25 protein-coding genes are annotated in these 26,948 nt (G+C 73.9%); 7 read left to right on the forward strand and 18 right to left on the reverse strand.

Translation table 11 applies throughout. From position 1 onward, the window contains the following. The first annotated feature begins 46 nt into the window (after positions 1–46). Positions 47–265 (forward strand): DUF397 domain-containing protein, encoded by a 219-nt coding sequence (locus tag ACLQ2V_RS26570; protein WP_091442482.1) that lies wholly within the window; start codon positions 47–49, stop codon positions 263–265. A 120-nt stretch (positions 266–385) separates the two neighbouring features. Here ACLQ2V_RS26570 and ACLQ2V_RS26575 read toward each other — a convergent pair whose 3' ends face one another. From ACLQ2V_RS26575 to ACLQ2V_RS26585, 3 genes are all read right to left on the reverse strand, one after another. Further along, positions 386–799 carry a hypothetical protein gene (locus ACLQ2V_RS26575; RefSeq protein WP_425721310.1) on the reverse strand — a complete coding sequence of 138 codons (414 nt, stop codon included), beginning with the start codon at positions 797–799 and terminating at the stop codon, positions 386–388. A gap of 131 nt (positions 800–930) precedes the next feature. Continuing rightward, positions 931–2,109, reverse strand: a complete 1,179-nt coding sequence (locus ACLQ2V_RS26580; protein ID WP_425721311.1) for a zinc-dependent alcohol dehydrogenase — start codon at positions 2,107–2,109, stop codon at positions 931–933. Continuing rightward, entirely contained in the window at positions 2,106–2,741 is a 636-nt protein-coding gene (locus tag ACLQ2V_RS26585) for a cyclase (protein ID WP_425721312.1), read from the reverse strand. Before ACLQ2V_RS26585 ends, ACLQ2V_RS26580 begins: the two co-directional genes overlap by 4 nt. 211 nt (positions 2,742–2,952) lie before the next feature. Here ACLQ2V_RS26585 and ACLQ2V_RS26590 point away from each other — a divergent pair, with 211 nt between their 5' ends. Beyond that, positions 2,953–3,690, forward strand: coding sequence for a class I SAM-dependent DNA methyltransferase (locus ACLQ2V_RS26590; RefSeq protein ID WP_425721313.1), 738 nt, complete (start codon positions 2,953–2,955; stop codon positions 3,688–3,690). Beyond that, a complete protein-coding gene (locus tag ACLQ2V_RS26595) occupies positions 3,687–4,742 on the forward strand; it encodes a glycosyltransferase (RefSeq protein ID WP_425721314.1) in 1,056 nt (351 codons plus the stop codon). The genes ACLQ2V_RS26590 and ACLQ2V_RS26595 overlap by 4 nt, the downstream gene beginning before the upstream one ends. 124 nt (positions 4,743–4,866) lie before the next feature. Here the strand turns inward: ACLQ2V_RS26595 and ACLQ2V_RS26600 are convergent, their stop codons facing one another. Genes ACLQ2V_RS26600 through ACLQ2V_RS26610 form a run of 3 tightly spaced genes read right to left on the reverse strand, consistent with a single transcriptional unit; the run spans position 4,867 to position 6,807 of the window. Continuing rightward, positions 4,867–5,517, reverse strand: coding sequence for a DUF3618 domain-containing protein (locus tag ACLQ2V_RS26600; RefSeq protein ID WP_425721315.1), 651 nt, complete (start codon positions 5,515–5,517; stop codon positions 4,867–4,869). After that, complete coding sequence (locus ACLQ2V_RS26605; protein WP_425721316.1) at positions 5,514–5,978, reverse strand: phage holin family protein; 465 nt, start codon at positions 5,976–5,978, stop codon at positions 5,514–5,516. Before ACLQ2V_RS26605 ends, ACLQ2V_RS26600 begins: the two co-directional genes overlap by 4 nt. A 31-nt stretch (positions 5,979–6,009) precedes the next feature. After that, on the reverse strand, positions 6,010–6,807 hold the full coding sequence (locus ACLQ2V_RS26610) for a hypothetical protein (protein WP_425721317.1): 798 nt from the start codon (positions 6,805–6,807) through the stop codon (positions 6,010–6,012). A 195-nt stretch (positions 6,808–7,002) separates the two neighbouring features. Here ACLQ2V_RS26610 and ACLQ2V_RS26615 point away from each other — a divergent pair, with 195 nt between their 5' ends. Further along, positions 7,003–7,482, forward strand: a complete 480-nt coding sequence (locus tag ACLQ2V_RS26615; RefSeq protein WP_425721318.1) for a DUF4383 domain-containing protein — start codon at positions 7,003–7,005, stop codon at positions 7,480–7,482. A 76-nt stretch (positions 7,483–7,558) separates the two neighbouring features. On the opposite strand, the gene obgE is transcribed toward ACLQ2V_RS26615, so the two are convergent. From obgE to ACLQ2V_RS26650, 7 genes are all read right to left on the reverse strand, one after another. After that, complete coding sequence (obgE, locus tag ACLQ2V_RS26620; protein WP_425721319.1) at positions 7,559–9,031, reverse strand: GTPase ObgE; 1,473 nt, start codon at positions 9,029–9,031, stop codon at positions 7,559–7,561. 90 nt (positions 9,032–9,121) lie between these two features. Then, positions 9,122–9,376, reverse strand: a complete 255-nt coding sequence (gene rpmA, locus ACLQ2V_RS26625) for a 50S ribosomal protein L27 (RefSeq protein ID WP_425721320.1) — start codon at positions 9,374–9,376, stop codon at positions 9,122–9,124. Positions 9,377–9,387: 11 nt separating this feature from the next. Next, a complete protein-coding gene (rplU, locus tag ACLQ2V_RS26630) occupies positions 9,388–9,702 on the reverse strand; it encodes a 50S ribosomal protein L21 (RefSeq protein ID WP_425721321.1) in 315 nt (104 codons plus the stop codon). A 181-nt stretch (positions 9,703–9,883) separates the two neighbouring features. Further along, the gene (locus tag ACLQ2V_RS26635; protein ID WP_425721322.1) at positions 9,884–10,399 is read right to left on the reverse strand and encodes a hypothetical protein; all 516 of its coding nucleotides are present in this window, start codon (positions 10,397–10,399) and stop codon (positions 9,884–9,886) included. A 106-nt stretch (positions 10,400–10,505) separates the two neighbouring features. Next, positions 10,506–13,694 carry an Rne/Rng family ribonuclease gene (locus ACLQ2V_RS26640; RefSeq protein ID WP_425721323.1) on the reverse strand — a complete coding sequence of 1,063 codons (3,189 nt, stop codon included), beginning with the start codon at positions 13,692–13,694 and terminating at the stop codon, positions 10,506–10,508. A gap of 138 nt (positions 13,695–13,832) precedes the next feature. Continuing rightward, complete coding sequence (locus ACLQ2V_RS26645) at positions 13,833–14,546, reverse strand: TIGR03936 family radical SAM-associated protein (RefSeq protein ID WP_425721336.1); 714 nt, start codon at positions 14,544–14,546, stop codon at positions 13,833–13,835. Positions 14,547–14,644: 98 nt separating this feature from the next. Then, on the reverse strand, positions 14,645–16,621 hold the full coding sequence (locus ACLQ2V_RS26650) for a TIGR03960 family B12-binding radical SAM protein (protein WP_425721324.1): 1,977 nt from the start codon (positions 16,619–16,621) through the stop codon (positions 14,645–14,647). 177 nt (positions 16,622–16,798) lie between these two features. Here ACLQ2V_RS26650 and ACLQ2V_RS26655 point away from each other — a divergent pair, with 177 nt between their 5' ends. After that, a complete protein-coding gene (locus tag ACLQ2V_RS26655) occupies positions 16,799–18,460 on the forward strand; it encodes a hypothetical protein (RefSeq protein ID WP_425721325.1) in 1,662 nt (553 codons plus the stop codon). A 110-nt stretch (positions 18,461–18,570) separates the two neighbouring features. On the opposite strand, the gene ACLQ2V_RS26660 is transcribed toward ACLQ2V_RS26655, so the two are convergent. Beyond that, a complete protein-coding gene (locus tag ACLQ2V_RS26660) occupies positions 18,571–19,278 on the reverse strand; it encodes a lysophospholipid acyltransferase family protein (protein WP_425721326.1) in 708 nt (235 codons plus the stop codon). Between the two features lie 128 nt (positions 19,279–19,406). After that, positions 19,407–19,832 carry a nucleoside-diphosphate kinase gene (gene ndk, locus ACLQ2V_RS26665; protein ID WP_425721327.1) on the reverse strand — a complete coding sequence of 142 codons (426 nt, stop codon included), beginning with the start codon at positions 19,830–19,832 and terminating at the stop codon, positions 19,407–19,409. A 143-nt stretch (positions 19,833–19,975) separates the two neighbouring features. Here ndk and ACLQ2V_RS26670 point away from each other — a divergent pair, with 143 nt between their 5' ends. Continuing rightward, on the forward strand, positions 19,976–21,301 hold the full coding sequence (locus ACLQ2V_RS26670; protein WP_425721328.1) for a VOC family protein: 1,326 nt from the start codon (positions 19,976–19,978) through the stop codon (positions 21,299–21,301). Between the two features lie 190 nt (positions 21,302–21,491). Here ACLQ2V_RS26670 and ACLQ2V_RS26675 read toward each other — a convergent pair whose 3' ends face one another. The 3 genes from ACLQ2V_RS26675 to ACLQ2V_RS26685 form a co-directional block, all read right to left on the reverse strand. Then, positions 21,492–21,929 (reverse strand): DUF4233 domain-containing protein, encoded by a 438-nt coding sequence (locus ACLQ2V_RS26675; protein WP_425721337.1) that lies wholly within the window; start codon positions 21,927–21,929, stop codon positions 21,492–21,494. A 20-nt stretch (positions 21,930–21,949) separates the two neighbouring features. Next, positions 21,950–23,323: a bifunctional folylpolyglutamate synthase/dihydrofolate synthase gene (locus ACLQ2V_RS26680; RefSeq protein WP_425721338.1), complete on the reverse strand. Its 1,374-nt coding sequence runs from the start codon at positions 23,321–23,323 to the stop codon at positions 21,950–21,952. A 116-nt stretch (positions 23,324–23,439) separates the two neighbouring features. Continuing rightward, entirely contained in the window at positions 23,440–26,058 is a 2,619-nt protein-coding gene (locus ACLQ2V_RS26685) for a valine--tRNA ligase (protein WP_425721329.1), read from the reverse strand. 70 nt (positions 26,059–26,128) lie between these two features. Between ACLQ2V_RS26685 and ACLQ2V_RS26690 the strand changes: the two genes are divergently transcribed. After that, entirely contained in the window at positions 26,129–26,809 is a 681-nt protein-coding gene (locus tag ACLQ2V_RS26690) for a hypothetical protein (protein ID WP_425721330.1), read from the forward strand. Positions 26,810–26,948: the final 139 nt, after the last annotated feature.

Consider the following 26,948-nt stretch of genomic DNA (forward strand, 5'->3'; position numbering starts at 1 on the left):
GAACCATACTCGTTTCCCGTCACTGTCTGCGTTGGAGGAAATAACAATGGGTCAGCACCCCAAGGGCGACTTCGACCTGTCCCGGGCGGTCTGGCAGCGGGCCGAGGGTGACACCTCGGAGAGCGCGGTCGAGGTGGCCTTCGTCGACGACCTGATCGGCATGCGCAACTCCGCCGAGCCGGACGGCCCGGTGCTCGTCTTCACCCAGGCCGAGTGGGACGCCTTCGTCGCCGGCGCCCAGGACGGCGAGTTCGACCTGGACTGAGCCGACCGCCGCCCGCCGGGGCGGCTTCCGTCGGGCCCCGCCCGCCGTCGTCGACCGGGGCGCTGCGCGCGCAGCGCCCCGCTGGGCGGCGGACGATCGTGGCTCGGCGGGCCGCGTCGCTCAGTCGCCGCCGCCCCAGCCCAGGCCCCCGGGCCCCGGGGCGTGGTGGAAGCCGGGGTGGCCGGCCACGTCGGCGCAGCGCTCGCCGTCCGGGCCGACCGCGCCGCAGAAGAGCCGCTCGGCCCGCTGCCAGGCGTCGGCCGGGGAGAGCGCCGCCGCGCCGAGGGCCAGCTCCGGGCGGAGCAGGCTCAGCCCCTCGGCGTACGCGACGGCCAGCTCGCGGGCCCGGTCGGCGTCGGCGGCGAGGAAGCCGAGGTGCACGGTGAAGCGGCGCGGGGGCCGGGGCGCCCGTGGGGGCGGGGCCAGCAGCGGGCGGTCCGGCCCGGCGACCCCACCGCCGCCCGCCCGGCCCCCGAGCAGCGCGCCGATCGCCCGCCGCTGCCGCCAGTATCGTGACTCGTTCTGCTCGCGCATGCGCCCCTCCCCCGTTGCCGCCGACGACCCCGCGCCGCCCGGCGGCTCGCCGACGACATCTCCCGACCGGTCCAGCCAAGCAGGTTTCCGCCGTCCTGGGAGGGGCCAGCCGCGACCGGACCGCCGGCCGGTCAGGCCGCCGCCGGGTGCAGCACCGTACGCAGGCAGCCCTGCTCCTTCTTCTCGAAGATCTCGTAACCGCGCGCGCCCTGCTCCAGCGACATGGGGTGGGTGGCGAGGTAGCCGGGGTCGATCTCACCGGCCGCGATCCGGTCCAGCAGCATGGGGATGTACCGCTGGGCGTGCATCTGCCCCATCCGCAGCACCAGCGCCTTGTTCATGGCCGCGCCGAGGGGGAACTTGTCGATCAGTCCGGCGTAGACGCCGACGATGCTGACCGTCCCGCCCTTGCGGCAGGCCATGATCGCCTGCCGGACCGAGGTGGGCCGGTCGGTGCTGAGCCGGACGGTCTGCTTGGCCTTGTCGTACGCGTACGCGGGGCCGACGTCGTGCGACTCCATGCCGACGGCCTCGATGCAGGCGTCCGGGCCCCGGCCGGCGGTCAGCTCGCGCAGCGCCTCCAGCACGTCGGTCTCGGCGTAGTTGATCGTCTCGACGCCGAGCCGGTCGGCGGCGGTCGTCAGCCGCTCCGGCAGCCGGTCGATGACGATCACCCGTTCCGCGCCGAGCAGCTGCGCCGAGCGGGCGGCCATCTGGCCGACCCCGCCGGCGCCCCAGACCGCCACCACCTCCCCACCCTTCAGCGCGCAGAAGTCGGCGGCCATCCAGCCGGTGGGCATCGCGTCGGAGGCGAAGACCACCGAGTCGTCCGGCACCCCCTCGGGCACGGCGAACGCCCCCACGTCCCCGAACGGCACCCGGATGTACTCGGCGTGGCTGCCGGCGTAGCCGCCGACGGCGTGCGAGTAGCCGAGGATCCCGGCCGGGGAGTGCCCCCACAGCTTCTCGGTGAAAACCGGCTGGGGGTTGGAGTTGTCGCAGAGCGAGTACTGCTCGGTGCGGCAGAACCAACAGCCGCCGCAGGCCACCACCGAGCCGACCACCACCCGGTCGCCGACCCGGTGCCGCCGCACCCCCGACCCGACGGCCACCACCTCGCCCATGAACTCGTGGCCGAGGATGTCGCCCTCGCGCATCGCCGGCAGGAAGCCGTTGATCAGATGCAGGTCGGAGCCGCAGACGCTGCTGGCCCGCACCTTGACGACGATGTCCCCCTCGGCCCGGATGGTCGGCTCCGGCACGTCGCGCACGGCGAGCTTGCCGACGCCCTCCCAGCACAGCGCCCTCACGCCCGTCCTCCCGTCGTCAGCTTCTCGCGGATCTTGTCGGTCGCCCTCTCCTGCGCCGGGGTGCGCCCCGACGGGTCGCGCCGGGTGTCGATCACCTGGCCGCACTCGATCAGCGCCTTGATCCGGCGCAACGCGTCGCGCAGCCCCAGGTCCGGGTCGGTGCCGCCGGCCAGGCCGAGGCTGCGGCGCAGCGGCCCGGAGCGCCAGCGCAGCTCGGCGCGGATCTCGGTGCCCCGGTCCTGCGGCGCCGGGGTCAGCTCGACCCGCCCGTGCTGCGGGACCGGGCCGTCGGTCACCCGCCAGCTCAGCCGGCCCGGACCGTCGACGGTGAGCTCCGCCTGCCACCCGCCGTCGTCGGGGCCGCCGGACCGGCAGCGCCACCGGTTGGCGTCGAGCTGCTCCAGGGTGGCCCAGCCGGCCAGCGCCCGGTCGAGTCGCTCCCGGTCGGTCCAGAACCCGATCACGGCGTCCACCGGCCGGTCGACGGTGATCCCCCGGCGCACGACGTACCAGCCGTCCTGCCGCTCGGGCTGGTGGCGGCGTCGCCGCCGGGCCACCACCCGGCCGACGCCGACCGCGGCGACCGTGGTGGTGGCGCCGAGCAGCGCCCACCTCGTTCCGTTGCTAGTCATCACGTCTCCTCCACCCGCGCGACCCTCCGGAGGTCGCGCGCCCTTCTCCGAGCGCTACCCGGCGGGCGGGCGTCGAAACGACAAACGCGTTTGATCAGCGGGAATGGGGGCATCTGCTGCCACGACGTGGACCCGGGCGGCGAACCCGGCGAAACAAGACGTACGCCGGGGCGGCGAACCCGGCGAAACCAGAGGCGGACAGGAGGCAACGGTGCCCTTCGACCCCAGCGAGTACGGCCGCCAGGTCGCCGACGTCTACGACGAGACGTACGCCCACCTGGACCCGGCGGCGGCGGTGCGGTGCCTGGCGGCGCTCGCCGACGGCGGGCCGGTCTGCGAGTTCGGCATCGGCACCGGCCGGCTGGCCCTGCCCCTGGCCCGGCGCGGGCTGACCGTCGCCGGGATCGACGGGTCGGCGGAGATGGCCGCCGGGCTGCGCGCCAAGCCCGACGGCGACCGGATCGAGGTGGCCGTCGGCGACTTCACCCACACCCGCGTCCCCGGCGAGTACGCCCTGGTGCTGCTCGCGTTCAACACGATCTTCGCGCTGCCCGACCAGGCCGCCCAGGTGGCCTGCTTCCGCAACGCCGCCGCGCACCTGCGCCCCGGGGGGCGGTTCGTGGTCGAGGCGTGGGTGCCGGACCCGGGGGCGTTCCGGTCCGGGGCGGCGCTGCGCCCGGTCCGGGTCGCCGAGGACCAGGTGCTGCTGGAGGCGGCCCTGCTGCACCCCGCCGAGCAGCGGATGACCACCACCAAGATCCGGCTCACCGACGCCGGGGTGCGTCTGCTGCCGGCCAACCACCGCTACGCCTGGCCGGCGGAGCTGGACCTGATGGCCCAGCTCGCCGGGATGACCCGGGAGAGCCGCTGGTCGGACTGGGCCGGCAGCCCGTTCACCGACACCAGCGGCGAGCACGTGAGCGTCTACCGGCTGGCGGAGGCGGCGTGAGCGCCCCGGCCCGCACCCCGACCGGCCCCGGCAACGAGGGCCTGGTCCGTCCGTCGCGGGCCGCCGCCGGTCGGCTCCCCGTCGAGTACGTCCTGCCGCTGCGCTGGTCGGCCGACGCGGGGCTGGCCGAGCTGACCGGTTACCTGCGCGAGCTGACCCGCCTGGTCGACGTCACCGTCGTCGACGGCTCCGCCCCCGAGGCCTTCGCCCGGCACGCCGCCGCCTGGCGGGGCGTGGTGCGCCACCTCGCCCCCGACCCGGCGGTACGCGGGGTCAACGGCAAGGTCGTCGGGGTGCTGACCGGGGTGGCGGCGGCCCGGCACGAACACGTGGTGATCGCCGACGACGACGTGCGCTACGACGAGGCGGGGCTGCGCGCCGCGCACCGGCTGCTCGACGACGTCGACCTGGTCCGCCCGCAGAACTACTTCGACCCGGTGCCCTGGCACGCCTGGTGGGACACCGGCCGGTCGCTGCTCAACCGGGCCCTCGGCGCGGACTGGCCGGGCACCCTGGCCGTGCGGCGCAGCACCTTCGTGGCCATGGGCGGGTACGACCCCGACGTGCTCTTCGAGAACCTGGAGCTGGTCCGCACGGTGCGGGCGTACGGGGGCGTCGACGCCGCCCCGGCCGGGCTCTACGTGCGGCGGCTGCCGCCGGAGACCGGGCACTTCCTCGGCCAGCGGGTCCGTCAGGCGTACGACGACCTGGCCCAGCCGGCGCGGCTGGTGACCTCGCTGGCGGTGCTGCCCGCCGTGGTGGCCGCGCTGGCGGCCCGCCGCCCCGGCCTGCTGCTCGGCGCGGCGGCGACCGTGGTGGCCCTCGCCGAGGTGGGCCGCCGCCGGGCGGGCGGGGCCCGGGTCTTCCCGCGCACGGCGGCGCTGGCCGCCCCGCTGTGGCTGCTGGAACGGGGAGTCTGCGGCTGGCTGGCCCTCGGGCATCGGGTGCTGCGCGGCGGGGTGCCCTACGCCGGCACCCGCGTGGCCCGTGCGGCCAACTCCCCCCGGGCCCTGCGGACGCGGCGCACCGCCTCGTCCACCCCGGCGCACTAGCGCACCCCAACCCCGGCGCAGATAGCGCGACCCCGACCCGGCCGGGTGCCGACACACGGCAGCTCGCGGCCACGTCCCGCGCGGTGTCGGGGGTGGCCGCGAGCTGCGGCAGAGGGTCTCCGAATCAGTACCGCACCTGTTCGCGGGACTGCTGGGCCTGGCCCTTGACGTCCTGGGCGGCCGACCTGGTGTCGTCCCGGACGGTCTGCGCGGCGTCCTGGGCGGTGGAGCGCACCGACTCGGTGGCCTGCCGCGCCGGATCGCGCAGCTCCTCCTTCAGTTCGTTGGCGACCTCGCCGAGCTTCTCCTTCACCACGCCGGCGTGCTCGCCGGCACGGTCCTTGACCTGGGTCGCGACCTGTTGCTCGCGGCGGCTGGCCGGGATCAGGGAGGAGACCAGCATGCCGACGCCGAAGGCGATCAGGCCGGCGGCCAGCGGGTTGCCCTCGGACTTCTCCCGCAGCACCTGCGGGGCCCGCTGGGCGGCGTCGCCGACGGTGGAGGCCGCCGAGTGCGCCCGGTCGTTGACCGTCGAGGCCGCCGAGGCGGCCCGGTCGGCCACGGAGTGCGCGGCGTGGCTGGTGCTGTGGCCGTAGTCGGAAGCGGTGCCCATGACCTTGTCCCTCACATTCTGCAGCGCGGTGCGCGCCCGCTGCTTGCGGTCGTCGACGATGCGGCCCGGGCTGACCTTGTACGCCAGGGCGTCCACGTCGGTGCTGAGGCTGTTGCGGGTGGCTTCGATCTCCCGGCGGATCTGGTCGGGGTCGGTGCTCATCGGGTGACTCCCTCCGGGTGGGGCTTGAGCGCGTCGGGGATGCGCTGCACGCTGTCGTTGGTCTGCCTGAGGCCGCGCACGTGCTGGGCGTTCTTCTTGGCCATGGAGTAGAGGACGGCGGCGATCGCAGCCCAGATCACGGCGACGATGAGGCCGGCCCAGCCGGCGTCCATGACGTTGGACAGCCCCGCCCAGAGGGCGAGGGAGAGGAACAGCGCCACCATGTAGCCGCCGAATCCGGCCCCACCGAAGAGCCCGGCGGCCTTGCCCGCCTTCTTGCCCTCCTGGCGGATCTCGGCCTTGGCGAGCTCGACCTCCTGACGCATCAGCGTGGAGAGGTCGGTGGTCACCTGCCGCATCAGGTCACCGAGGGAGCTGCCTCTGACCTCGTCCGCGGTGTGCGGCGCAGCCGCGGGGTGAAACCCGGAACCGAGTCCGGGATCCTGCGTCGGCACGGTCATGCCGTCGCCTCCCTTCGAATGGATCGCCGGGTCACGGACGGATGGTGGCGCTGGACGGTACGCCCGGCAGCGGGTCGGTCTGGGTCACCGGGGGCAGCGGCTGGCCGGTGCCCTCCACGGGGTCGGCGTAGCTGGTGGTGGTGCCCGGGTCGGGGTGGGCCAGGCCCGGTCCGCCCTGCGGGTGGGCGCCCGGGGTCGGGTCGAGGTAGCCGCCCGGCGGGACCTGCTCCGGCATCGCGCGCGGGGCCGGCTGCGGGGTCGGGATCACCGCGGTCCGCTCCGGGTCGTCGTGGCCACCGGGGTACGCCGCGCCGGTGCCGCCGGTGCCGCCGGAGGCCGCGGAGAGGCTCTTGGTCAGCCGGCCGGCGAGCACGCCCAGCACGGCGGCGCCGACCAGGAAGGTGCCCGGGTTGCGCCGGGCGTAGTCCTTCACCTCGGCGACGATGTCGCCCGGCTGCCGCTCGTCCAGCCAACCGGCCACGCCGTCGACCCGCTGGGCGGCCTGGTGGGCCAGCTCGGTCACCGGGCCTGCCTGGCCACCGTGCTGCGCCATCGCGCGCATCTCCTCGGCCAGCGAGCGCAGCCCGCCGGCGGCCCGGCGCTGCTGCTCACCGGTCTGGCTGGCCAGCTGGCTGCGCGCCTCGCCGTAGAGGTCGCGGGCCTGGCGGGTCGCCTCGCCGACGACCTCCCGGCCCTGCTCCTTGGCGGTCTGCGCGACGGCGCCGCCGGCGTTGACGGCTTCCGAGCCCACCTGGCGGGCCTGGTCCCGCATGCCGTTGCTCGATTCCTGCCCATGGCTGGTGGTCGTGGGTGACAGATCGTAGGTCATGATGTCCCTTCCGCTCAGAAAGAGTGGCAGCGGTAGCACTTCGGGGGATTCGTCGGCGTTCATCCGGCCGACGTCTTTTGACCTACCCCCCGACACGCGTTCGACACCCCTGTTTCCGGTTTCTCTGCGGAAGCCGTCGCCCGGGACACAAAATGGAGGATCGTCGGGCCTGCTGAGCCACGGAGGGTGACATTGATGGCGCGTGACCGGCACAGGGCCGCGAAGTCGCGGGTGCAGCGGGCCGCCGTCGCGGTGGCCGCGCTCTTCCTCCTGCTCGGGGTGCTCGGCTTCGTCCCCGGCATCACCACCGGCTACGGCGACCTGGCCTTCGCGGGGCACGGCTCGGGGGCCAAGCTGCTCGGCCTGTTCCAGGTGTCGGTGCTGCACAACGCCCTGCACCTGGGCTTCGGGCTGGCCGGGCTGCTGCTGGCCCGCAGCGTCGCCGGGGCGCGGCTCTTCCTGGCCGGCGGGGGCGCGCTCTACCTCGGGCTCTGGCTCTACGGCCTGGCCGTCGGGTTCCTGGCCGAACACGGCCCGGCGAACTTCATCCCGCTCAACAACGCCGACAACTGGCTGCACCTGGTGCTCGGCTTCGGCATGCTCGCGCTCGGCATGCTGCTGTCCAACCAGGTCGGCACGGGCGGTCGACTGGACACCCCGATCGACCGCCCCTGACCCGCGCCGGTGACCGGCCGGCGCTCAGCCGTCCAGGCCCGCTCAGCCGTCCAGGCCGCTCAGTCGTCCAGGCCGCTCAGTCGTCCAGGTCGTCGTCGAGGTCGTCGTGCTCGTCGTCGGTCGAGTCGGCGCCCACCTCGTCGGCGGAACGCACCCGGCGGGCCTTGCGGGCGGCGAGCCGCTCGGCGGCCGAGGCCCGGCTGGACTTCTCCTCCAGCCGGACGTCGGTGCCCCGGTTGCCGGGGACGAAGTCGACCCCCGCGAAGAGGGTGGGCTGCCAGTCGAACTCGCGCTCGCCGATGCGTACCAGGTCGCCGGGGTTCGCCCCCGCCTTGGCCAGCTTGTCCTCGACGCCGAGGCGGGCCAGCCGGTCGGCCAGGTATCCCACGGCCTCGTCGTTGTCGAAGTTGGTCTGCCGCACCCAGCGCTCCGCCTGCGCGCCCCGGACGGTGAACGACCCGTCCGCCTCCGTCTCGACGGTGAAGCCGGCGTCGTCGACCGCCCGCGGCCGGATGACGACCCGGGTCGCCTCGATCGGCGGGGCCGCGGCGCGGGCCTGCTCGACCAGCTCCGCCATGGCGAACATCAGTTCCTTGAGGCCCTCGCGGGTGGCCGCCGAGACCTCGAAGACCTGCAGGCCGCGCGCCTCCAGGTCGGGGCGGACGATGTCGGCGAGGTCCCGGCCGTCGGGCACGTCGACCTTGTTCAGGGCGACCAGCCGGGGCCGGTCGGCCAGCCCGCCGTACTGGGCCAGCTCCGCCTCGAGGGCGTCGATGTCGGCCACCGGGTCGCGGCCGGGCTCCAGGGTGGCGGTGTCGATCACGTGCACCAGCACCGCGCAGCGCTCGATGTGCCGCAGGAACTGCAGCCCGAGGCCCTTGCCGGTGGCCGCCCCGGGGATCAGGCCGGGCACGTCGGCGACGGTGAAGGTGTGGTTGTCGACCCGGACCACGCCGAGGTTCGGCACCAGCGTGGTGAACGGGTAGTCGGCGATCTTCGGCTTGGCCGCCGAGATCACCGCGATCAGCGAGGACTTGCCGGCCGACGGGAAGCCGACCAGGCCCACGTCGGCGACGCTCTTGAGCTCCAGCACCACGTCGAGCTGGTCGCCGGGCTCCCCCAGCTCGGCGAAGCCGGGGGCCTTGCGCCGGGCGTTGGCCAGCGAGGCGTTGCCCCGGCCGCCCCGGCCGCCCCGGGCCACCTCGAAGCTCGTGCCGGCGCCGACCATGTCGGCCAGCACCTCGCCGTCGGGGGTCTGCACGACGGTGCCGTTGGGCACCTTGAGCACCAGGTCGCGCCCGTTCGCGCCGTCCCGCTTCGAGCCCGCCCCGCCCTTGCCGTTGTCGGCCTTGACGTGCGGGTGGTAGCGGAAGTCGAGCAGGGTGTGCACCTGCGGGTCGACGACCAGCGTCACGCTGCCGCCGTGCCCACCGTTGCCGCCGTCCGGGCCGCCGAAGGGCTTGAACTTCTCCCGGTGGATCGAGACACAACCGTGCCCGCCGTCACCGGCCTGCAGATGCAGGACGACCCGGTCCACGAACGTCGTCACGTCGTCAATCCTTCCAGCGAGGCGCGCCCCGCACGAGAAAAAAGCGAAGCGGGCCCGGACCCGAGGTCCGAGGCCCGCTACGCCGTCGAGCTACTGTGCCGGAACGATGCTGACGGTCTTGCGACCGCGCTTGGTGCCGAACAGGACCGCACCGGCCGACAGCGCGAAGAGCGTGTCGTCGCCGCCACGGCCGACCAGGTCACCGGGGTGGAACTTGGTGCCACGCTGCCGGATGATGATCTCACCGGCGCTGACGACCTGACCACCGAAGCGCTTCACGCCGAGTCGCTGGGCCGCGGAATCACGGCCGTTACGCGAGCTGGACGCACCCTTTTTGTGAGCCATTGGAGGACGACCTACTTCCCGCTGGAGATGCCGGTCACCTTGACCTGGGTCAACGGCTGGCGGTGACCCTGGCGCTTGTGGTAGCCGGTCTTGTTCTTGAACTTGTGGATCCGGATCTTCGGGCCCTTGGTGTGCGCGGCGATCTCGCCGGACACCGCGACCGAGGCAAGCTTTGCCGCGTCGGTCACCAGGTCGTCACCGTCGACGAGGAGCACCGCGGTGAGCTTCACCGCGTCGCCGGGGGCACCGACGAGCTTCTCGACCTCGATCACGTCGCCCTCGGCGACCTTGTACTGCTTGCCGCCGGTCTTGACGATCGCGTACATCGGAGGCGGACTCCCTGTCGTTGAGGCTGCTGGCGGGTCGTTCCCACGGCGGCTCACCGGGTAGCAGAGGCACGGCGGCGTGGGCGCGCAGGAACACGGCACACCAAAGTGCGCCGCAAGATAGCCTACGTCATCGGTGGGCCCAAGCCCAAACCGGGCCCACCTGCGACGGCGCTCGCCCTCAGCGGACGCAGAGCTGGTCGAGGCGGCGCTGGAGCTCGTCCAGGTCCTCCTCGTCGATGGCGTCGACGTCGGTGCCCAGGTTGCCCACCTCGCTGGCCAGGTCGGCCAGGAGCGTGCGCAGCTGCGGGTCGGTGGCCCGCGACGACTGCTCCCGCAGCGCGGCCCGCCACCCGGCCAACGCCGTCTCGGCCCGTTTGCGGGCCGCATCCGCCGTGGAGGTGTCGTTCGCCCCGACCGCCGCGATCATCCTGCCCAGCTCCGCCACGTAGGTGCGTACCGCCGCGCCGCTGGCCTGCTGGGCGGCGGCGCAGACCGCCGGGCCGTTGCCGCCGGCCGGCCCGCTCGGCGCGGGCGACCCACCGCCGTTCGGGCCGGTTCCCCCGGCTGTCGGCCCGGAACCGGCGCTCGTGACGGGCGGCCCGGCGGCGGGCTCGGAGTCGGAGCGTTCGGTGGAGCAGGCCGCGCCGGCGGCCAGGACCGTCACGGCGACGGTGAGGGCGAGCAGACGACGCATTCTTCTTCTCCTGACCGGGGGTGGCCGATCCTAACCGGGCGCGGTACGCCGCAGGACCCCTCCCACCCGGGAGGGGTCCTGCGGGACGTTCTGGAGGGTCAGCCGGTCACGGACGGGTACGCCGCCGGGTGCCGCCCCGACGGGCCCGGCGTCGGCCGGCACCGCCCTCACCGTCGCCGTCGCCGTCGGCCTCGTCGCCGAGGGCGTCCGGGTCGTCGGCACCGGCAAGCCGGGCGGACTCACCCTGCTGGCTCTCCGCCTCGGCCGGCGCGGCCGCCGTCTCCGCCTCGTACCGGGACAGGTCGTAGCCCATCGTGTCGTGGTACTCCGGCTCGGCGCCCCCGTTCGGCGTCTCCACCACCTCGACCGCCGCACGCTCCGACGCGGCGCCCTTGCGGGCCCGCCGCCGGGGCGACACCCCGTTGCCCGGCGCCCCGTTGCCCGGCGCCCCGTTGCCCGAGTCGGCCGGCGCGGGTGCGGTGACGGCCGACGCGACCGTCTTGACCTTCTCCGCCGCCGCACCGGTTGAGCGCGGCTTCTCCGGCACCGGCTCGGTGTGGATCACCACGCCCCGACCCTTGCAGCAGTCGCAGGTCTCGCTGAACGCCTCCAGCAGCCCCGCGCCGATCCGCTTGCGGGTCATCTGCACCAGGCCCAGCGAGGTGATCTCGGTGACCTGGTGCTTGGTGCGGTCCCGGCCCAGGCACTCGGTGAGCCGACGCAGCACCAGCTCGCGGTTCGACTCCAGCACCATGTCGATGAAGTCGATCACCACGATGCCGCCGATGTCGCGCAGCCGGAGCTGGCGGACGGTCTCCTCCGCCGCCTCCAGGTTGTTGCGGGTGACGGTCTCCTCCAGGTTGCCGCCCGCACCGGTGTACTTGCCGGTGTTGACGTCGACCACGGTCATCGCCTCCGTCCGGTCGATCACCAGGTGACCGCCGGAGGGCAGGAAGACCTTGCGGTCGAGGCCCTTGAGGATCTGCTCGTCGATGCGGTACTCGGCGAAGACGTCACTGGTGCCGACGTACCGGCGCACCCGGTCGACCAGGTCCGGCGAGACGTGCGAGAGGTACGAGTTGACCATCCCGTACGACTCGTCGCCCTCGATGACCAGCTCGCGGAAGTCCTCGTTGAACAGGTCCCGCACCACCCGGATGACCAGGTCGGGCTCCTCGTAGAGCAGCACCGGGGCCCCGCCGGAGGTCGCCTTGGCCTGGATGTCCTCCCACTGCGCCTGCAGCCGCTTGACGTCGCGGGCCAGCTCGTCCTCGGTGGCCCCCTCGGCCGCGGTGCGGACGATCACGCCCGCGCCGTCCGGGACCAGCTTCTTCAGCGCGTCGCGCAGCCGCTTGCGCTCGGTGTCGGGCAGCTTGCGACTGATGCCGGAGGCGTTGCCGTTGGGCACGTACACCAGGTGCCGGCCGGAGAGCGCGATGTGGCTGGTCAGCCGCGCGCCCTTGTGCCCGATCGGGTCCTTGGTGACCTGCACGAGCACCGAGTCGCCGGAGCGCAGGGCCTGCTCGATCGAGCGGGCCCGACCCTCCAGGCCGGTGGTGTCCCAGTTCACCTCGCCGGCGTAGAGCACGGCGTTGCGGCCGCGACCCACGTCGACGAAGGCCGCCTCCATGCTCGGCAGGACGTTCTGCACCTTGCCGAGGTAGACGTTGCCGGCCATGGTGCCGGAGGAGTTGCGGGTGACGTAGTGCTCGACCAGCACCCCGTCCTCCAGGACGGCGATCTGGGTGCGGTCGCCGCGCTGGCGTACCGCCATCACCCGGTCGACCGCCTCCCGGCGGGCCAGGAACTCCGACTCGCTCAGGATCGGCGGGCGGGTCCGCCGCTGCTCCCGGCCGTCGCGGCGGCGCTGGCGCTTGGCCTCCAGCCGGGTCGACCCGGAGACCCCCTGCACCTCGTCGACGGCCTTGCGCGGCTCGCGGATCTTCACCACGGTCGGCACGCCGTCGTCGGCGGCCCCGTCGCTCTCCCCGGTGCCCCGGCGACGCCGACGACGGCGGCGACGGGTCACCCCGTCCCCGACCTCCTCGTCCTCGTCGCCCTCGGCCTCGTCGGACTCCGCCTCGGTCTCGGCGGTCTCCTCCTCGGCCTGGGCGGCCTCGTCGGACTCGTCGTCCTCGGCGTCGTCCGCCCCGCCCTTGCCCCGGCCCCGGCCCCGGCGGCCGCGCCGCCGACGGCGACGGCCGGCGGCCGAGTCGTCGTCATCGTCGTCGTCGCCCTCGGCGGCCTCGTCGGCCTCCTCGACGGCGGGTTCCTCGGTGACCTCCGTCACCTCGACGGGCTCGGCCTCACGCCGGCCGCGCCGCCGCCGGCGGGTGGTCTCCGGCTGCTCCTCGGCCGGCTCCGGCTCGACCACGACGGGGACCGTGACCCGCACGACCGGCACCGCGTCCGGCTCCGGAGGGATGAAGAGCACGGTGGGCGGGGTCACGACCCGACGCCGCCGGGTCTTCGGCTCGGCCGGCTCGGCGGCCTCCGCCGGCGCACCGGCGGACGGCGTCGCACCGGGGCTGTCCTGGGCGTCACCGGGGCTGGCACTGGCGGGCGGCGGCGTCTCCCCGGGCCGCGCCTGCTCCTCGGCCGTGGCGTCGATCTCCTCGTCGATTTCCGCGTCGGTCGCCTCGGCCGAGACCTGCGCCGGAGCGGCCGGCGGCTCGACGGCGGGCGGGACTGCGGCGGGAACCTCGGCGGGCGGGCCGGCGCTCGGCGTCGTGGTGGGCGCGGCCTCCGCGCCGGCTTCGGCCGCCGGCGCGGTGGCCTTGCGGCGGCGGGTCCGGGTCACCTTCACCGGGGGTACGACCTCGGCGGACGCCTCCTGCGCCTCGGCCACCGCGACCGGCTCCTCGGTCGCCTTCGCGGTCGTCGCCTTGCGGCGTCGGCGGGGCGTCTTCGGGGCCTCGTCCAGCTCACCGGCGATCGGGGCGAAGACCTCGATCTGGGGCGACTCGCCGCTGGCCGAGGCGGCGGGGGTGGAGGTGGACGCCTCCACCGGCGCACCGGTCTGCTCGGGCTGACTCAGCGGGGCGGCCCGCCGTCGGGTGGTCCGCTTGCGCGGCGGCGCGACCGGGGCCTCGGCCGGAGGCTCCCCGCCGGCCGGCCGACCGGCCGCGGGGTCGTCCGCCGAACCCGCGCCGGCGGCGGTCAGGTCGGCGGCGCCGGTGACGGTGCCACCGGCGTCGGTGCTGGTGCCACCGATGCCGGTGGTGGTGCGGTCAGCGGTCTCGTCGGCCGGCTGTGAACCGGTCCGTTCGCCGCCCTCGGGCTCGTTCGCGAGCATGGAGGTTCTCCAGTTCTGGCTGCCCCGGGCGCGGGTGAGCGCTGCCACGCAGGGTCGCCGCCAAAGTGTTTCCGCCGGGCGCGCAACGTACGCGACCGCCGAAGTCTGCCTGCTTGAGCCTCGACCGACGGTCGACGCTCATACGATGGCTGCCCCTTCGCGATCCGCGTCCAACGGATCCACGATCGCGCCCTGCGCGGTCAACGTGCCCTGCGCCAGCCGGATCACCCTGGGGGAGACCGGCGGCACCAGGTCGGCCACCGCGCTAAGGCCGGAAAGGACGTCATCGGGTCGTACGGACGGGGTGACCTGCCGAACGACCAGTTCGAGTATCGCACACGGTACGGCCGTCGCCCCGGAAGGCGTCTCCGAAGCGGGCATCACATCGATGTGCATGACGGCCGAGCGGGCGTCGAAGGCGCGTCGTCCCTGCTTGGTCATTCGTTCGACCCGCACCTCGTCGGCGGCGGTGAAGGCGGCCACCGCCCGCTCGGCCACCGCCGGGTCGACCTCGGGCAACTCGATGCGCCAGTGCGACGCCTCGATGCGGTCGGCGAGGCTGCCGCCGGAGGCCACGACGGCGTCCAGCACGTCGAGTCCGGGCGAGAGCGCGGCGTCCAGCGCGGCGCGCAACCGCTCGGGGTCGACCGGCTCGCGCAGCCCGATCTCCAGGTATTCCGCCTCGCTGGCCACGCCGGTCGGCGCGGCACTGGCGTAGGAGATCTTCGGGTGCGGGGTGAAGCCCTGCGAGAAGGCGATCGGCACACCCGCCCGGCGCAGCGCCCGCTCGAACGCCCGGGCGAAGTCCCGGTGCGAGGTGAACCGCAGCGGCCCCCGCTTGGCGTACCGGATCCGGACGCGCTGGACGACCGGCGCCTGCCCACCCTCTGGCTGTGGTTTCTTACTGATCGTCTCGCTCCTCGGAACTCAGGCGACCGGGTGGGGTCGGCTCAGGCGGTGGGGGTCTTCAGGCCGTTGACCGGGGTCAACGGGAGGAGCTTCTGGCCGGTGGGACCGATCTGGATCTCGGTGTCCATCGAGGGGCAGACGCCGCAGTCGAAGCACGGCGTCCAGCGGCAGTCGTCCTGCTCGAACTCGCTGAGCGAGTCCTGCCAGTCCTGCCAGAGCCAGTCCTTGTCCAGGCCCGAGTCCAGGTGGTCCCAGGGCAGGACCTCCAGCTCGTCGCGGTGCCGGGTGGTGTACCAGTCCAGGTCGACCCCGAACGCGGGCAGCGTCTCCGCCGCCGCGTCCACCCAGCGCTGGTACGAGAAGTGCTCGCTCCAGCCGTCGAACCGGCCGCCGTTCTCCCAGACCCGGCGGATCACCGAGCCGACCCGGCGGTCACCCCGGCTGAGCAGGCCCTCGATCAGCGACGGCTCGCCGTCGTGGTAGCGGTAGCCGATCGCCCGGCCGAGTGAACGGTCCGAGTTGATCGCCTGCTTGAGGATCTTGAGCCGGTGGTCGATGACCTCCGGGCGCTCCATCGGGGCCCACTGGAACGGGGTGTGCGGCTTCGGCACGAAGCCGCCGATGGAGACCGTGCAGCGGATGTCCTTCGAGCCCGTGGCGGCCCGGCCGGCCTTGATGACCTCGTGCGCCATGTCCGCGATCTCCAGGACGTCGGCGTCGGTCTCGGTGGGCAGGCCGCACATGAAGTAGAGCTTCACCTGCCGCCAGCCGTTGGTGTACGCGGTGACGACGGTGCGGATCAGGTCTTCCTTCGACACCATCTTGTTGATGACCTTGCGGATCCGCTCCGACCCGCCCTCCGGGGCGAAGGTCAGACCCGTGCGCCGGCCGTTGCGGGACAGCTCCTGCGCCAGGTCGATGTTGAACGCGTCCACCCGGGTCGACGGCAGCGACAGCGACACGTTGGTGCCCGCGTACTGCTCGGCCAGGCCGGAGCACATGTCACCGATCTCGGAGTGGTCCGCCGACGACAGCGACAGCAGCCCCACCTCGTGGAACCCGGAGAACTCCAGCCCGTCGCGGACCATCTGGCCCACCGTGGTGATCGAGCGCTCCCGCACCGGCCGGGTGATCATGCCGGCCTGGCAGAACCGGCACCCCCGGGTGCAGCCCCGGAAGATCTCCACCGCGTACCGCTCGTGCACCGTTTCGGCCAGCGGGACCAAGGGCTTCTTCGGGTACGGCCAGGCGTCCAGGTCCATCGTCGTGCGCTTGTGCACCCGGAACGGCACGTCCGCCCGGTTCGGCACGACCCGCTGGATCCGGCCGTCGGGCAGGTAGTCCACGTCGTAGAAGCGCGGCACGTAGACGCTCTCCGTGCGGGCCAGCCGCAGCAGCAGCTCGTCCCGGCCGCCCGGCGAGCCCTCCGCCTTCCACTCCCGGACGATCACGGTGATCTCCAGGACCGCCTCCTCGCCGTCGCCGAGCACGGCGGCGTCGATGAAGTCGGCGATCGGCTCCGGGTTGAACGCGGCGTGCCCGCCGGCCACGATCACCGGGTCGGCGTCGGTGCGGTCGGCGGCCAGCAGCGGAATGCCGGCCAGGTCGATGGCGGTGAGCAGGTTCGTGTAGCCCAGCTCCGTGGAGAAGGAGATGCCGAAGACGTCGAAGTCGCGCACCGAGCGGTGGGCGTCGACGGTGAACTGCGGCACCCCGTGGGTGCGCATCAGCTTCTCCAGGTCGGGCCAGACCGCGTACGTCCGCTCGGCGAGCACGTCGGGCAGCTCGTTGAGCACCTCGTAGAGGATCTGCACGCCCTGGTTGGGCAGCCCGACCTCGTACGCGTCGGGGTACATCAGGGCCCAGCGGACGGCCGCCGCGTCCCACTCCTTGACCACCGCGCCGAGTTCGCCACCGACGTACTGGATGGGCTTGGTCACCTGGGGCAGCAGTGGCTCCAGCCGGGGCCAGACGGAATTGGCCGCGGCGGCGCGCGGCGCGGTGGACGGGACGCTCATGAAGCCCAAGGGTACGCGGCCCGCCGGGGGCCGCCGCGCGCACGCCGGGGACCGCGCCGCCCGGCACGTGGCGACCGCCCCGCCGCCGGGCCCACCCGCCGCCGTCGCTGGCGGCCCGAATCGCCCCGTTGGCGCATCGGTACTAACCTCGGACCGGCGCGAGAGGAGATTGCCGCGATGTCGCAGCCGCAGCCGGGCCCGGACCGGCCGGCCGACGGGAGCCCCCCGGAGCAGGACCAGGGTCGAGACCAGGGTCGGAATCCGGCGGTCACCGAGGTGCCCCCGTCCTCCCCCGCACCGCCCGCCGCTCGAGGCGGCGGCACGGGCCCGGAGGGCACCCGTGAGCTGCCCACCGACGACGCCGAGCCGACCGACGACGCCGAGCCGACCGCGACGACCGACGCGGCCGAGGAGGCCGACGCCGGCGACGCCACCCGTCAGGACCAGCCCGACGCCACGCGGCAGGAGCCGCGCGATGTGGGCGTTGGGCAGGGCGGTGAGGTGGACGGCGGCAGCAGCGCCTCGACCGGGCGGCCGGCCGACACCGGCCCGGAGGGCACCCGGATGCTCTCCGACGAGCGTCCGCCGACCACGGGCCCCGAGGGCACCCGGGCCATGCCCGAGGACCGCCCGCCGACCGGCCCCGAGGGCACCCGGATGCTCCCGGCCGACGAGCAGCCGGCACCCCGGTGGAGCGGTTCGGCGGCGGTTCCCCCGCCCAGGCCGAAGGCGCGCCGACGGGTCTGGGGCGCGTCGGCGCCCATCCCCCCGGTGCCCACACCACCGCCACCGCCACCGCCACCGGCACCGCAGCCCGCGCACCAGCCGAATCCCGCGCACCTTCAGGATCCCGAGCACCTGACCCCGGTCGACCCGTGGGAGGGCGTGGACACCAGCGGCTGGGACCTGACCCCCGCCGAGTCGCCACCGCCACCGCCACCGCCACCGGCACCGGCACCGGCACCCCCGCCACCGGCGCCGACACCTGCTCCGCCGACGCCCACGCGGTCCTACCCGGTGGCGCCGTCGACCCGGCCCTACTCCGCGCCGCCGACGCCGTCGGCCCACGCCCCTGCCCCGCCGCCGCCCCACTCCTCCGCCCCGCCGCAGGCCGCCGCGTACCCGGTCTCCCCACCGGCAATCTCCCGGGCGCCCGTCCCGACCCGGCCGACCTCGCCCCCGCCGCTGCCGCCGAAGCAGCGCCGGGCGAAGTCGCCGAGACAGCGCGAGTCGACGGCCCCGCCACCCGGCCGTCAGGCCCCCGAGCCGTACGCTCCCCCGAGGCCCGCCCGCAGGCGTCGCCGCTGGCCGTGGTTGCTGCTGCTCACGCTGGCCTGCTGCTGCGGCTGCCCGGCGTACTACGGGATGCCGGCGAAGTCGCAGTACCCGGCCCACGCCAGCCTGCCGGCCGAGCTGGCCGACCTGCGGCTGCGCGACGACGAGGCCAGCCGGTCGGCCACCGAGCAGTTGCGCACGGACGTACGCAAGGCGCACTGGCTTTCCGAGGAGACCTTCGCCGGTGTCTACAGCACCGCCGCCGGCAAGCGGGTCACCGTCTTCGGCGGCACGGGTTTCCGGTTCACCCCGGAGTCCGACGCGGAGGAGGAGATCACCCGGCTCACCGGGCCGTACTCCCTCGGCGAGGCCCAGAACATCGACACCGGCATACGCGGCCGCTACCAGCGCTGCGCGGTGGGCAGCGCCGACAACCAGGACGTGGTGGTCTGCACCTCGGTCGACCACGGCAGCATCGCCACCGGGGTCTTCACCCGGCTCTCCCTGAGCGACAGCGCCACCCAGCTCGTCACCATCCGCGAACAGGTGATCACGAGCGGCTAGGTGCCGCCTCCGGGTGGTCGGCGGCGCGGCACGAGCGGAATCTTGGACACCTCACGTCAGCGGGGAACGAGAGGTGTCCAAGGTCTGCCGGCTGGGCCCGAACTGGGAGATCAGGCGGGGGTGTCGCCCGGGGCGGTCGGGGCGGCGCCGGGGGCGGTGCGCGTCGGGGCGTACCGAGGCACGTACTCCTGCCCGGTGATCTTCTGGATCTCGGCCATGACCTCGTCGGTCATCTCGCGCAGCGAGGCGCGGTCGTCGGGCCGGCCGGTGAAGTCGATCGGCTTGCCGAACCGAATGTGGATCTTGGCGCGGCCGGGGCGGGGCACCCGGGCCCCGATGGGCTGGGCCTTGTCGGTGCCGGTCATCCCGACCGGGATGATCGGCACGCCGGCCGCCAGCGCCAGCCGGGCCATGCCGGTGCGACCCCGGTAGAGCCGGCCGTCCGGCGACCGGGTTCCCTCCGGGTAGACCGCGACCAGGTCGCCGCCCTTGAGCACCGGGATGGCGGCGTCGAACGCCGACAGCGCCGCGCGACCCCCGGCCCGCTCGACCGGGATGGCACCCAGGCCGGTGAGCACGAACTTGGTGAGGGCACCCTTGGGCCCGACGCCCTTGAAGTACTCCGACTTGGCCCAGAACGCCAGGTGTCGCGGGACCACGGTGCCGAGGAAGAGTTCGTCGGCGACCGAGAGGTGGTTGCCGGCGAAGATCGCGCCGCCGGTCTCCGGAATGTGCTCCAGCCCCTCCACGGTCGGACGGAAGGCCAGCCGGAGCGTGGGCGCCACGGTGAGCTTGCCGATGGTGTAGAGCGGGAGCACTGGTCCTCCGGCGGAGTGTGTGCGAACAGGCGGTGTCACGGTAACCGACGGTGGCACGCGCCGCCGCTCGGGTGGCGGCCCGCCCGCCTGGTGACCGGGCTGCCGAATCAGGCCAGCGCGGGGAAGAATCAGACCAGCTCGGGGAACCAGAGCGCCATCTCGCGCTTGGCGCTGTCGACCGAGTCGGAGGCGTGCACCAGGTTCTCCCGGTTCGACAGGGAGAGGTCGCCGCGGATGGTGCCGGCGGCGGCCCGACGCCCGTCGGTGCTGCCGATCATGCCGCGGACCACCTCGACGACCTGGTCGCCGGAGAGCACCAGGGCGACCAGCGGGCCGCTGGTCATGAAGCCCTTCAGCGGCGGGTAGAACGGCTTGTCGACGTGCTCGGCGTAGTGCTGGTCGGCGAAGTCGCCGTCCATCGTCCGGGACACCATGGCGTCGATCCGCAGGCCCTTGCGCTCGAACCGGGAGAGGATCTCACCGACCAGGCCGCGGCGGACCGCGTCGGGCTTGATCAGGACGAGGGTGCGCTCATCCGGGCTGCTGCTGGACACGCTGGGTTCCTCCTGTGCGCGGAAGACGCTTCGGCTGGGTACGGTCAGCGTAGCGACCCGGTCCCGGCGCCGGTGCGGCGGCTGCGCTATTCCCTGGGTGGCCGAACCGGCTTAGCCTGGCCTTGACCCCTGGGAGGTCCACAGTGGCGAACGGCAACCGGCCCATCGCGCCGGTACGCAAACTCATCGCCGCGGTGCTGGGCACCGTGGCGGCCTTCGTGGTCCTGTTCGGGCTGGGCATGACGAGCTGGGCCATCGTGGCGCTCGGGGTGGCGCTGCTGGTGCTGACCATCGCCCTGGCCACCGTGCGCGGCGGCGGGCGCACCTGGGTGATCGGCGTCGGTCACGTGCACCACGCCTCCGACCCGCCGAGCGCGTACGCGTTCGGCCGCTGCGAGCTGCAGCTGGTCATCGACGCGCCCGGCCTGCCACCGCGCTCCAAGAAGATCATCGAGCCTCGGGTGCCGGTGTCGAAGTGGCCCTCGGTCGGGCAGTCCCTGCCGCTGCGGGTGGCCCTGGACGACCAGCGGCACGTCCGCGTGCTCTGGGACGAGGTGCCCACCCACGCGGAGAACGCCGCCGCCATGGCGACCGACCTGCCACCCGAGTACGCGGGCACCGAGCCGCTCGACGACCTGCTCATCCACCAGGAGGCCCCGCCGTGGGCCGACCGCGCCCCGGACGACGACTTCCACGACGAGCTGCGGGAGCCGCCCGGCCCGGCCCCGCGCCTCGACCCCGACCCCGACCCGCTGTCGGAGAGCCGGGAACCGGTCGTGATGCACCAGCGTCCGGGGGGCCCGGTCGTGCTGGAGGGGACCCTCGTGGAGCCCTTCGCCGGCCCGCTGCCCCGGCGGGCCACTCCCGCCCCCCGGCCCCCGGCCGACGAACGCTTCGACCCGACCGTCCCCGTCGAGACGATCGACGCGGGCCCCCCGGCCGCCCCGTTCGAGCCCCTCAGCCCGGTCGACCCGGTCGACGTGCCCCTGGACGGCCCGACGGCCCCGGACCCCGAGCCCACCCTCGACCAGCACGACCTGGACGAGGCGATCTTCGGGTACGACCCGGAGGTCGAGCCCGCCGACGCCGCCGGCCCGATCAACGGCGTCGGCATCACCCTGCTGGTCACCGACCTGGGGCGGTCGCTGGAGTTCTACCGCGACACCCTCGGTTTCGAGGAGGTCGACCGGGGCTTCGGCAACGCCGTGCTCGCCTCCGGGGCAACCCGGCTGGTGCTGCGCGAGGTCAGCGGCGCGGCCCCGATGAGTCGCCGCCTGGTGCACGTCAACCTGGAGGTCGACGACATCCAGGGCGCGTACGACCGGCTGCGCGAGTCCGGCTTGCGCTTCACGTACGCCCCCCGGGTGGTCAACCGGGGCACCAAGCTGGACGTCTGGGCGGCGGCGTTCCGCGACCCGGACGGCCACGGCATCGCCCTCACCGAGTGGCGCACCCGCGCCGACGCCTGACCCGCACGCCGGCCCCCTGTGCACGCCGCGCGCGGGCAGGGGGCCTCGCGTCGACGGCTGCCCCGCCGGACCGGCGCGACAGGCTGCCCCCGCCGGAGGGGCGGTTGGGCGCCGCCTCGGCGAGGTCGGTGTCCCGCCGTCCGACCCCGAGGCCGCTTCCCCCCGGCCGCACCGTCGGCGGCAACCAGGCTCAACGGCCGAGGATCACCTGGCGCACGTGCAGGGCGTAGCCCCAGACCAGGGCGAAGATGATTCCCAGCGCGAGCAGCGACCAGTGCAGCAGGCCGGCGAGCATCAGCGCCCCCTGCAACACCGTGCCGGCCGTCCAGGCCCAGCGGCGGCGCATCATCCCGGCGAGCACCACCGCCGCCACCGCCAGCGCCACGATCGCCGCGACGGCCGCGCCGCTGAGCTCGCCGCCGACCACCCGGATCGGCTGGATCGCCAGCAGCAGCACCAGCGCCTCCAGGCCCAGCGTCCCGGCGCCCAGGCCGCGTACGGCCCCCTCGGGGTTGCGCAGCCCGGAGCGCCGCGGACCCGGCTCCCCGGCGTCCCCGCCCGCCTGCTCGTCGCCGGGGCTCGGCTCGGGGTTCTCCCCGCCCAGCGGCTCGGGGTTCTCCCTGGTCATCGCTTCGGCGTTCTCCCTGGTCATCGCTTCAGCAACCGTCGGGCGTCGGCCACCGTCACCACCGAACCCGTGATCAGCACGCCCACCCCGGCCAGCTCCCCCGGGACGTCGGACTCGGCCTGGGCCACCGCAATCTCGATCGCGTCGGGCATGTCGTCGGCGACCTCCACCCGCTCCGGGCCGAAGATCTCCCCGGCCAGCTCGGCCAGCTCCTCGATCGGCATCGCCCGGGGGGAAGTGTTGCGGGTCACCACCAGGCGGTCGAGGACCGGTTCCAGCAGCTCCAGCAGCCCCGCCGCGTCCTTGTCGCCGAGCACGGCCAGCACCCCGACCAGCTTGCTGAACGCGAACTCCTCCTGCAGGGCGGCGACGGTGGCCGCCATCCCGTGCGGGTTGTGCGCCCCGTCGAGCAGGATGGTCGGCGAGGTGCGGACCTTCTCCAGCCGGCCCGGCGAACTGGCCTCGGCGAAGCCCTCCCGAACGGTCTCCACGTCGAGCTGCCGCTTCGTGCCGGCCCCGAGGAACGCCTCCACGGCGGCGAGCGCCACCGCGGCGTTCTGCGCCTGGTGCGCCCCGTGCAGCGGGACGAAGATCTCCTCGTACACCCCGCCCAGGCCCTGGATGTTCAGCACCTGGCCGCCGACCGCGACCGACCGGCGCAGCACGCCGAACTCCGTACCCTCGCGGGCGACGGTCGCGCCGACCTCGGCGCAGCGTTCCAGGATGGGCCGGGCGGCCTCCTCCTCCTGCGCGGCGCAGACGACCGTGGCCCCCTGGTGGATGATGCCGGCCTTGTGCAGGGCGATGTCCTCGATGGTGTCGCCCAGCCACTCGGTGTGGTCCAGCCCGATCGGGGTGAGCACCGCCACCCCGGCCTGGAGCACGTTGGTGGCGTCCTCCGCCCCGCCCAGGCCGACCTCGACCACCGCGACGTCGACCGGGGCATCCGCGAAGGCGGCGAACGCCAGCGCGGTGGTCATGTCGAAGTAGGTCAGCGGCTCCGCGGAGCGCTGGTCGACCAGCGCGGCCAACGGCGCCACCTCGCGGTACGTGGCGACGAAGCGTTCCTCGCTGACCGGCTCCCCGTCCAGGGCGATCCGCTCCCGGACGGTCTCCAGGTGCGGGCTGGTGTAGCGGCCGGTGTGCAACCCGAACGCCCGCAGCAGCGAGTCGATCATCCGGGCGGTGGAGGTCTTCCCGTTGGTCCCGGTGAGATGGATCGACGGGTACGCCCGCTGCGGGCTGCCGAGCAGGTCGAGCAGGCCCTCGATGCGGTCCAGCTCGAAGTGCACCCGGGTGAAGCCGCGCGCGGCCAGCTCGGCATCGACGGCGGCGAACTGCGGATCGCGGCCGTCGCCACGACCGGCCCGGTCGGTACGAGCGGCGCGGCCGATCAGTTCGGCCCGCGCGGCACGTTCGATGCGATCGGCGAGCTCGCCCGGATCGGTGCGCTCGCCGCCGTCGGTGGGTTCGACCGGGTCGGTGCGTCCGGTGCGTTCGGTGGGGTCGGTCACGAGGGCAGCGCCTCCAGAGCGGCGTCGATGCGGACGAGGTCGGCCTCGGCGGTGGCCAGTCGGGCGCGGATCTTGGCGACCACCGGCTCCGGGGCCTTGCCCACGAACGCAGGATTGTCCAGCTTCGCCCGAGCCTGGGCGACCTCCTTCTCGGCGGCCGCCCGGTCCTTCGCCAACCGGGCCCGCTCGGCGACCAGGTCGATCGTCCCCCGGGTGTCCAACGCCACGCTCACCTCGCCCGGCATGGCCAGGGTCGCGCCGGCCTGGAAGTCCTCCCCCGCCGGGTCGAGCCGGGCCAGCGAGCGGATCAGCGGCTCGTGGGCGGAGATGCCCGCGCCGGTCAGGCCGTCGAGGCGGGCCACCACCCGCTGGGTCGGGCGCAGCCCCTGGTCGGACCGGAACCGCCGAATCTCGGTCACCACCCGCGCGACGGTGCCGACCTCGCGCTCCGCGGCGTCGTCGACGTGGGTACGGTCGGCGACCGGCCACGCGGCCGTCATGACCGTCTCCCCGCCGGTGAGGGCGATCCACAGCTCCTCGGTGACGAACGGGATCACCGGGTGCAGCAACCGCAGCAGCTGGTCCAGCACGTGCCCGAGCACCCGCCGGGTGACGTCGGCCGCCGCGCCGCCCTCGCCGAGCACCGGCTTGGCCAGCTCCACGTACCAGTCGCAGACGTCGTCCCACGCGAAGTGGTACAGCAGGTCGCAGACCTTCGCGAACTCGTACGCCTCGAACTGCTCGTCCGCCTCGGCGGTGACGTGCGCCAGCCGGGACAGGATCCACCGGTCGACGGTGGAGAGCTGCTCGGCCGCCGGCAGCGGGCCGGCGGTGTGCGCCCCGTTCATCAGCGCGAAGCGGGTGGCGTTCCAGAGCTTGTTGCAGAAGTTGCGGGAGCCCTGGCACCACTCCTCGCTGACCGGCACGTCCTGACCGGGGTTGGCGCCCCGGGCCAGGGTGAACCGGGTGGCGTCCGCGCCGAAGCGGTCGATCCAGTCCAGCGGGTCCACCACGTTGCCGAACGACTTCGACATCTTCTTGCCGCGCTCGTCGCGGACCATGCCGTGCAGGGCGACGACGTCGAACGGCTGCCGGCCGTCCATCGCGTACAGGCCGAACATCATCATCCGGGCGACCCAGAAGAAGAGGATGTCGTACCCGGTGACCAGGACGCTGGTCGGGTAGAACTTCGCCAGGTCCGGGGTCTGCTCCGGCCAGCCGAGGGTGGAGAACGGCCACAGGCCGCTGGAGAACCAGGTGTCCAGCACGTCGTCGTCCTGGTGCCAGCCCTCCCCGGCCGGCGGCGCCTCGTCGGGACCGACGCAGACGACCTCGCCCGCCGGCCCGTACCAGACGGGGATGCGGTGGCCCCACCAGAGCTGCCGGGAGATGCACCAGTCGTGCATGTTGTCGACCCAGGCGAAGTAGCGCTTGGCCAGCTCCGCCGGCTCGATCTTCACCCGGCCGTCGCGCACCGCGTCACCGGCCGCCTTCGCCAGCGGGCCGGTGTTGACGAACCACTGCAACGACAGCCGCGGCTCGACCGTGGTCTTGCAGCGGGAGCAGTGCCCCACCGCGTGGACGTACGGCCGCTTCTCGGCGACGATCAGGCCCTGCTCGCGCAGCGCCGCGACGATCGCCGGGCGGGCCTCGTACCGGTCCAGGCCCTCGAACGGGCCCGGGGCGGTGATGACGCCCCGCTCGTCCATGATCGTCAGGGCGGGCAGGTCGTGCCGCTGGCCGATCTCGAAGTCGTTGGGGTCGTGCGCCGGGGTCACCTTCACCATGCCGGTGCCGAAGCTCGGGTCCACGTGCTCGTCGGCCACGATCGGGATGCGCCGGCCGGTCAGCGGCAGGGCCACCTCCGTGCCGATCAGGTGCCGGTACCGCTCGTCGTCCGGGTGCACCGCCACGGCCGTGTCGCCGAGCATCGTCTCGGCCCGGGTGGTCGCCACGACCACCTCGTCGCTGTACCGGATCGAGATCAGCTCACCGTCGTCGTCGGTGTGCTCCACCTCGATGTCCGACAGCGCGGTCAGGCAGCGCGGGCACCAGTTGATGATCCGGTTCGCCCGGTAGATCAGCCCGTCGTCGAAGAGCTTCTTGAACATGGTCTGCACGGCGCGGGAGAGGCCGGCGTCCATGGTGAAGCGCTCCCGGTCCCAGTCGACCGCGTCGCCGAGGCGGCGCATCTGGCCCAGGATCTTGCCGCCGGACTCGGCCTTCCACTGCCAGACCCGCTCGACGAACTCCTCCCGGCCCAGGTCGTGGCGGGACAGGCCCTCCCCGGCGAGCTGCCGCTCGACGAGGTTCTGGGTGGCGATGCCGGCGTGGTCCATGCCTGGCAGCCAGAGCGCCTCGAAGCCCTGCATCCGCTTGCGGCGGATCAGCGTGTCCATCAGCGTGTGCTCGAACGCGTGGCCCATGTGCAGCGACCCGGTGACGTTCGGCGGCGGAATGACGATCGTGAACGGCGGCTTCTCGCTCTGGGCGGAGGCCCGGAAGTGGCCGCCGGCTACCCACTGCTCGTACCGCCGCTGCTCGACCTCGCCCGGCTGGTACTGGGCGGGCAGATTCGGGGCGTCGGGGCGTCGGGCATCCAGTCTCTCGGTCACCCCGACAAGTCTACGGAGCGCTTCCGCGGACCCGACGTGCACCACCTGCCGTTCGCGTACGGTGTCGGCTATGTCCGACGCACATCTCACCGAGCGCTCGTACTCCGACGAGCCGGAGCCGATCAACCTCACCGAGGAACCGATCCAGCTCAGCCACCGGGACCCGGAGGAGGCCCCCCGGTCCGCCCCCTGGTCGCGGCGTCGGCGCATCGTCCTGTCGGTGCTGCTGGCCGCCGGCCTCGCCGGGGCGGGGGCGCTGGGTGCCGCCGGCTGGCGGGTCGCGCAGCAGAAGGACACCCGGCTGGCCACCCCGGAAGTCGCCGCTGAGCTGCGCCGCGACGACAGCGAGCGCGCCCGCAGCACCGCCGACTACCTGCGCGACGGCCTCTCCGCCGACATCGAGCTGGACCGCAGCTTCGGCACCGTCTACCGCGACCCGGCCGACGACAAGCGGTCGGTGCTCCTCTTCGGCGGCACCACCCTGCTCTGGCAGCCCGAACGCGAGCTGGACACCCTCTTCGGCCTGTTGGCCGACGAGACCGGCAAGGTCACCGGGCTGCGCGAGGTGTCGGCGGGCCGGTTCGGCGGGGTGATGAAGTGCGGCACCACCAGCGGTGAGGGGGGCGACTTCGCCGTCTGCGGCTGGGCCGACCACGGCAGCGTCGTGATGGCGATGTTTCCGGGCCGCCCGCTGGACGCCGCCGGCGACCTGATGCGGCGCATCCGCGAGGACGTCCAGACCCGAGGCTGAGTGTCCGGCCCCGTTTCGCGCCCGGCCCCGTTTCCGGTTCTTCCCGCCCGCCGAGTTTCTTCTCCGGAAACGCGTCAGGGCCACCCCCTGAAGGGGTGGCCCTGACCGAAAGAATGTCCGGCGGTGTCCTACTCTCCCA

The organism is Micromonospora sp. DT233 (genome assembly GCF_049841815.1).
Lineage (GTDB): Bacteria > Actinomycetota > Actinomycetes > Mycobacteriales > Micromonosporaceae > Micromonospora.

What these genes read in the sequence shown, in the direction of transcription:
- ACLQ2V_RS26570 (WP_091442482.1), top strand. Translation starts at nt 47, where the DNA reads ATGGGTCAGCACCCCAAGGGCGACTTCGACCTGTCCCGGGCGGTCTGG.
- ACLQ2V_RS26575 (WP_425721310.1), bottom strand. Translation starts at nt 799, where the DNA reads ATGCGCGAGCAGAACGAGTCACGATACTGGCGGCAGCGGCGGGCGATC.
- ACLQ2V_RS26585 (WP_425721312.1), bottom strand. Translation starts at nt 2,741, where the DNA reads ATGACTAGCAACGGAACGAGGTGGGCGCTGCTCGGCGCCACCACCACG.
- ACLQ2V_RS26600 (WP_425721315.1), bottom strand. Translation starts at nt 5,517, where the DNA reads ATGAGCACCGACCCCGACCAGATCCGCCGGGAGATCGAAGCCACCCGC.
- ACLQ2V_RS26605 (WP_425721316.1), bottom strand. Translation starts at nt 5,978, where the DNA reads ATGACCGTGCCGACGCAGGATCCCGGACTCGGTTCCGGGTTTCACCCC.
- ACLQ2V_RS26610 (WP_425721317.1), bottom strand. Translation starts at nt 6,807, where the DNA reads ATGACCTACGATCTGTCACCCACGACCACCAGCCATGGGCAGGAATCG.
- ACLQ2V_RS26615 (WP_425721318.1), top strand. Translation starts at nt 7,003, where the DNA reads ATGGCGCGTGACCGGCACAGGGCCGCGAAGTCGCGGGTGCAGCGGGCC.
- rpmA (WP_425721320.1), bottom strand. Translation starts at nt 9,376, where the DNA reads ATGGCTCACAAAAAGGGTGCGTCCAGCTCGCGTAACGGCCGTGATTCC.
- rplU (WP_425721321.1), bottom strand. Translation starts at nt 9,702, where the DNA reads ATGTACGCGATCGTCAAGACCGGCGGCAAGCAGTACAAGGTCGCCGAG.
- ACLQ2V_RS26635 (WP_425721322.1), bottom strand. Translation starts at nt 10,399, where the DNA reads ATGCGTCGTCTGCTCGCCCTCACCGTCGCCGTGACGGTCCTGGCCGCC.
- ACLQ2V_RS26640 (WP_425721323.1), bottom strand. Translation starts at nt 13,694, where the DNA reads ATGCTCGCGAACGAGCCCGAGGGCGGCGAACGGACCGGTTCACAGCCG.
- ACLQ2V_RS26650 (WP_425721324.1), bottom strand. Translation starts at nt 16,621, where the DNA reads ATGAGCGTCCCGTCCACCGCGCCGCGCGCCGCCGCGGCCAATTCCGTC.
- ACLQ2V_RS26655 (WP_425721325.1), top strand. Translation starts at nt 16,799, where the DNA reads ATGTCGCAGCCGCAGCCGGGCCCGGACCGGCCGGCCGACGGGAGCCCC.
- ACLQ2V_RS26675 (WP_425721337.1), bottom strand. Translation starts at nt 21,929, where the DNA reads ATGACCAGGGAGAACCCCGAGCCGCTGGGCGGGGAGAACCCCGAGCCG.
- ACLQ2V_RS26690 (WP_425721330.1), top strand. Translation starts at nt 26,129, where the DNA reads ATGTCCGACGCACATCTCACCGAGCGCTCGTACTCCGACGAGCCGGAG.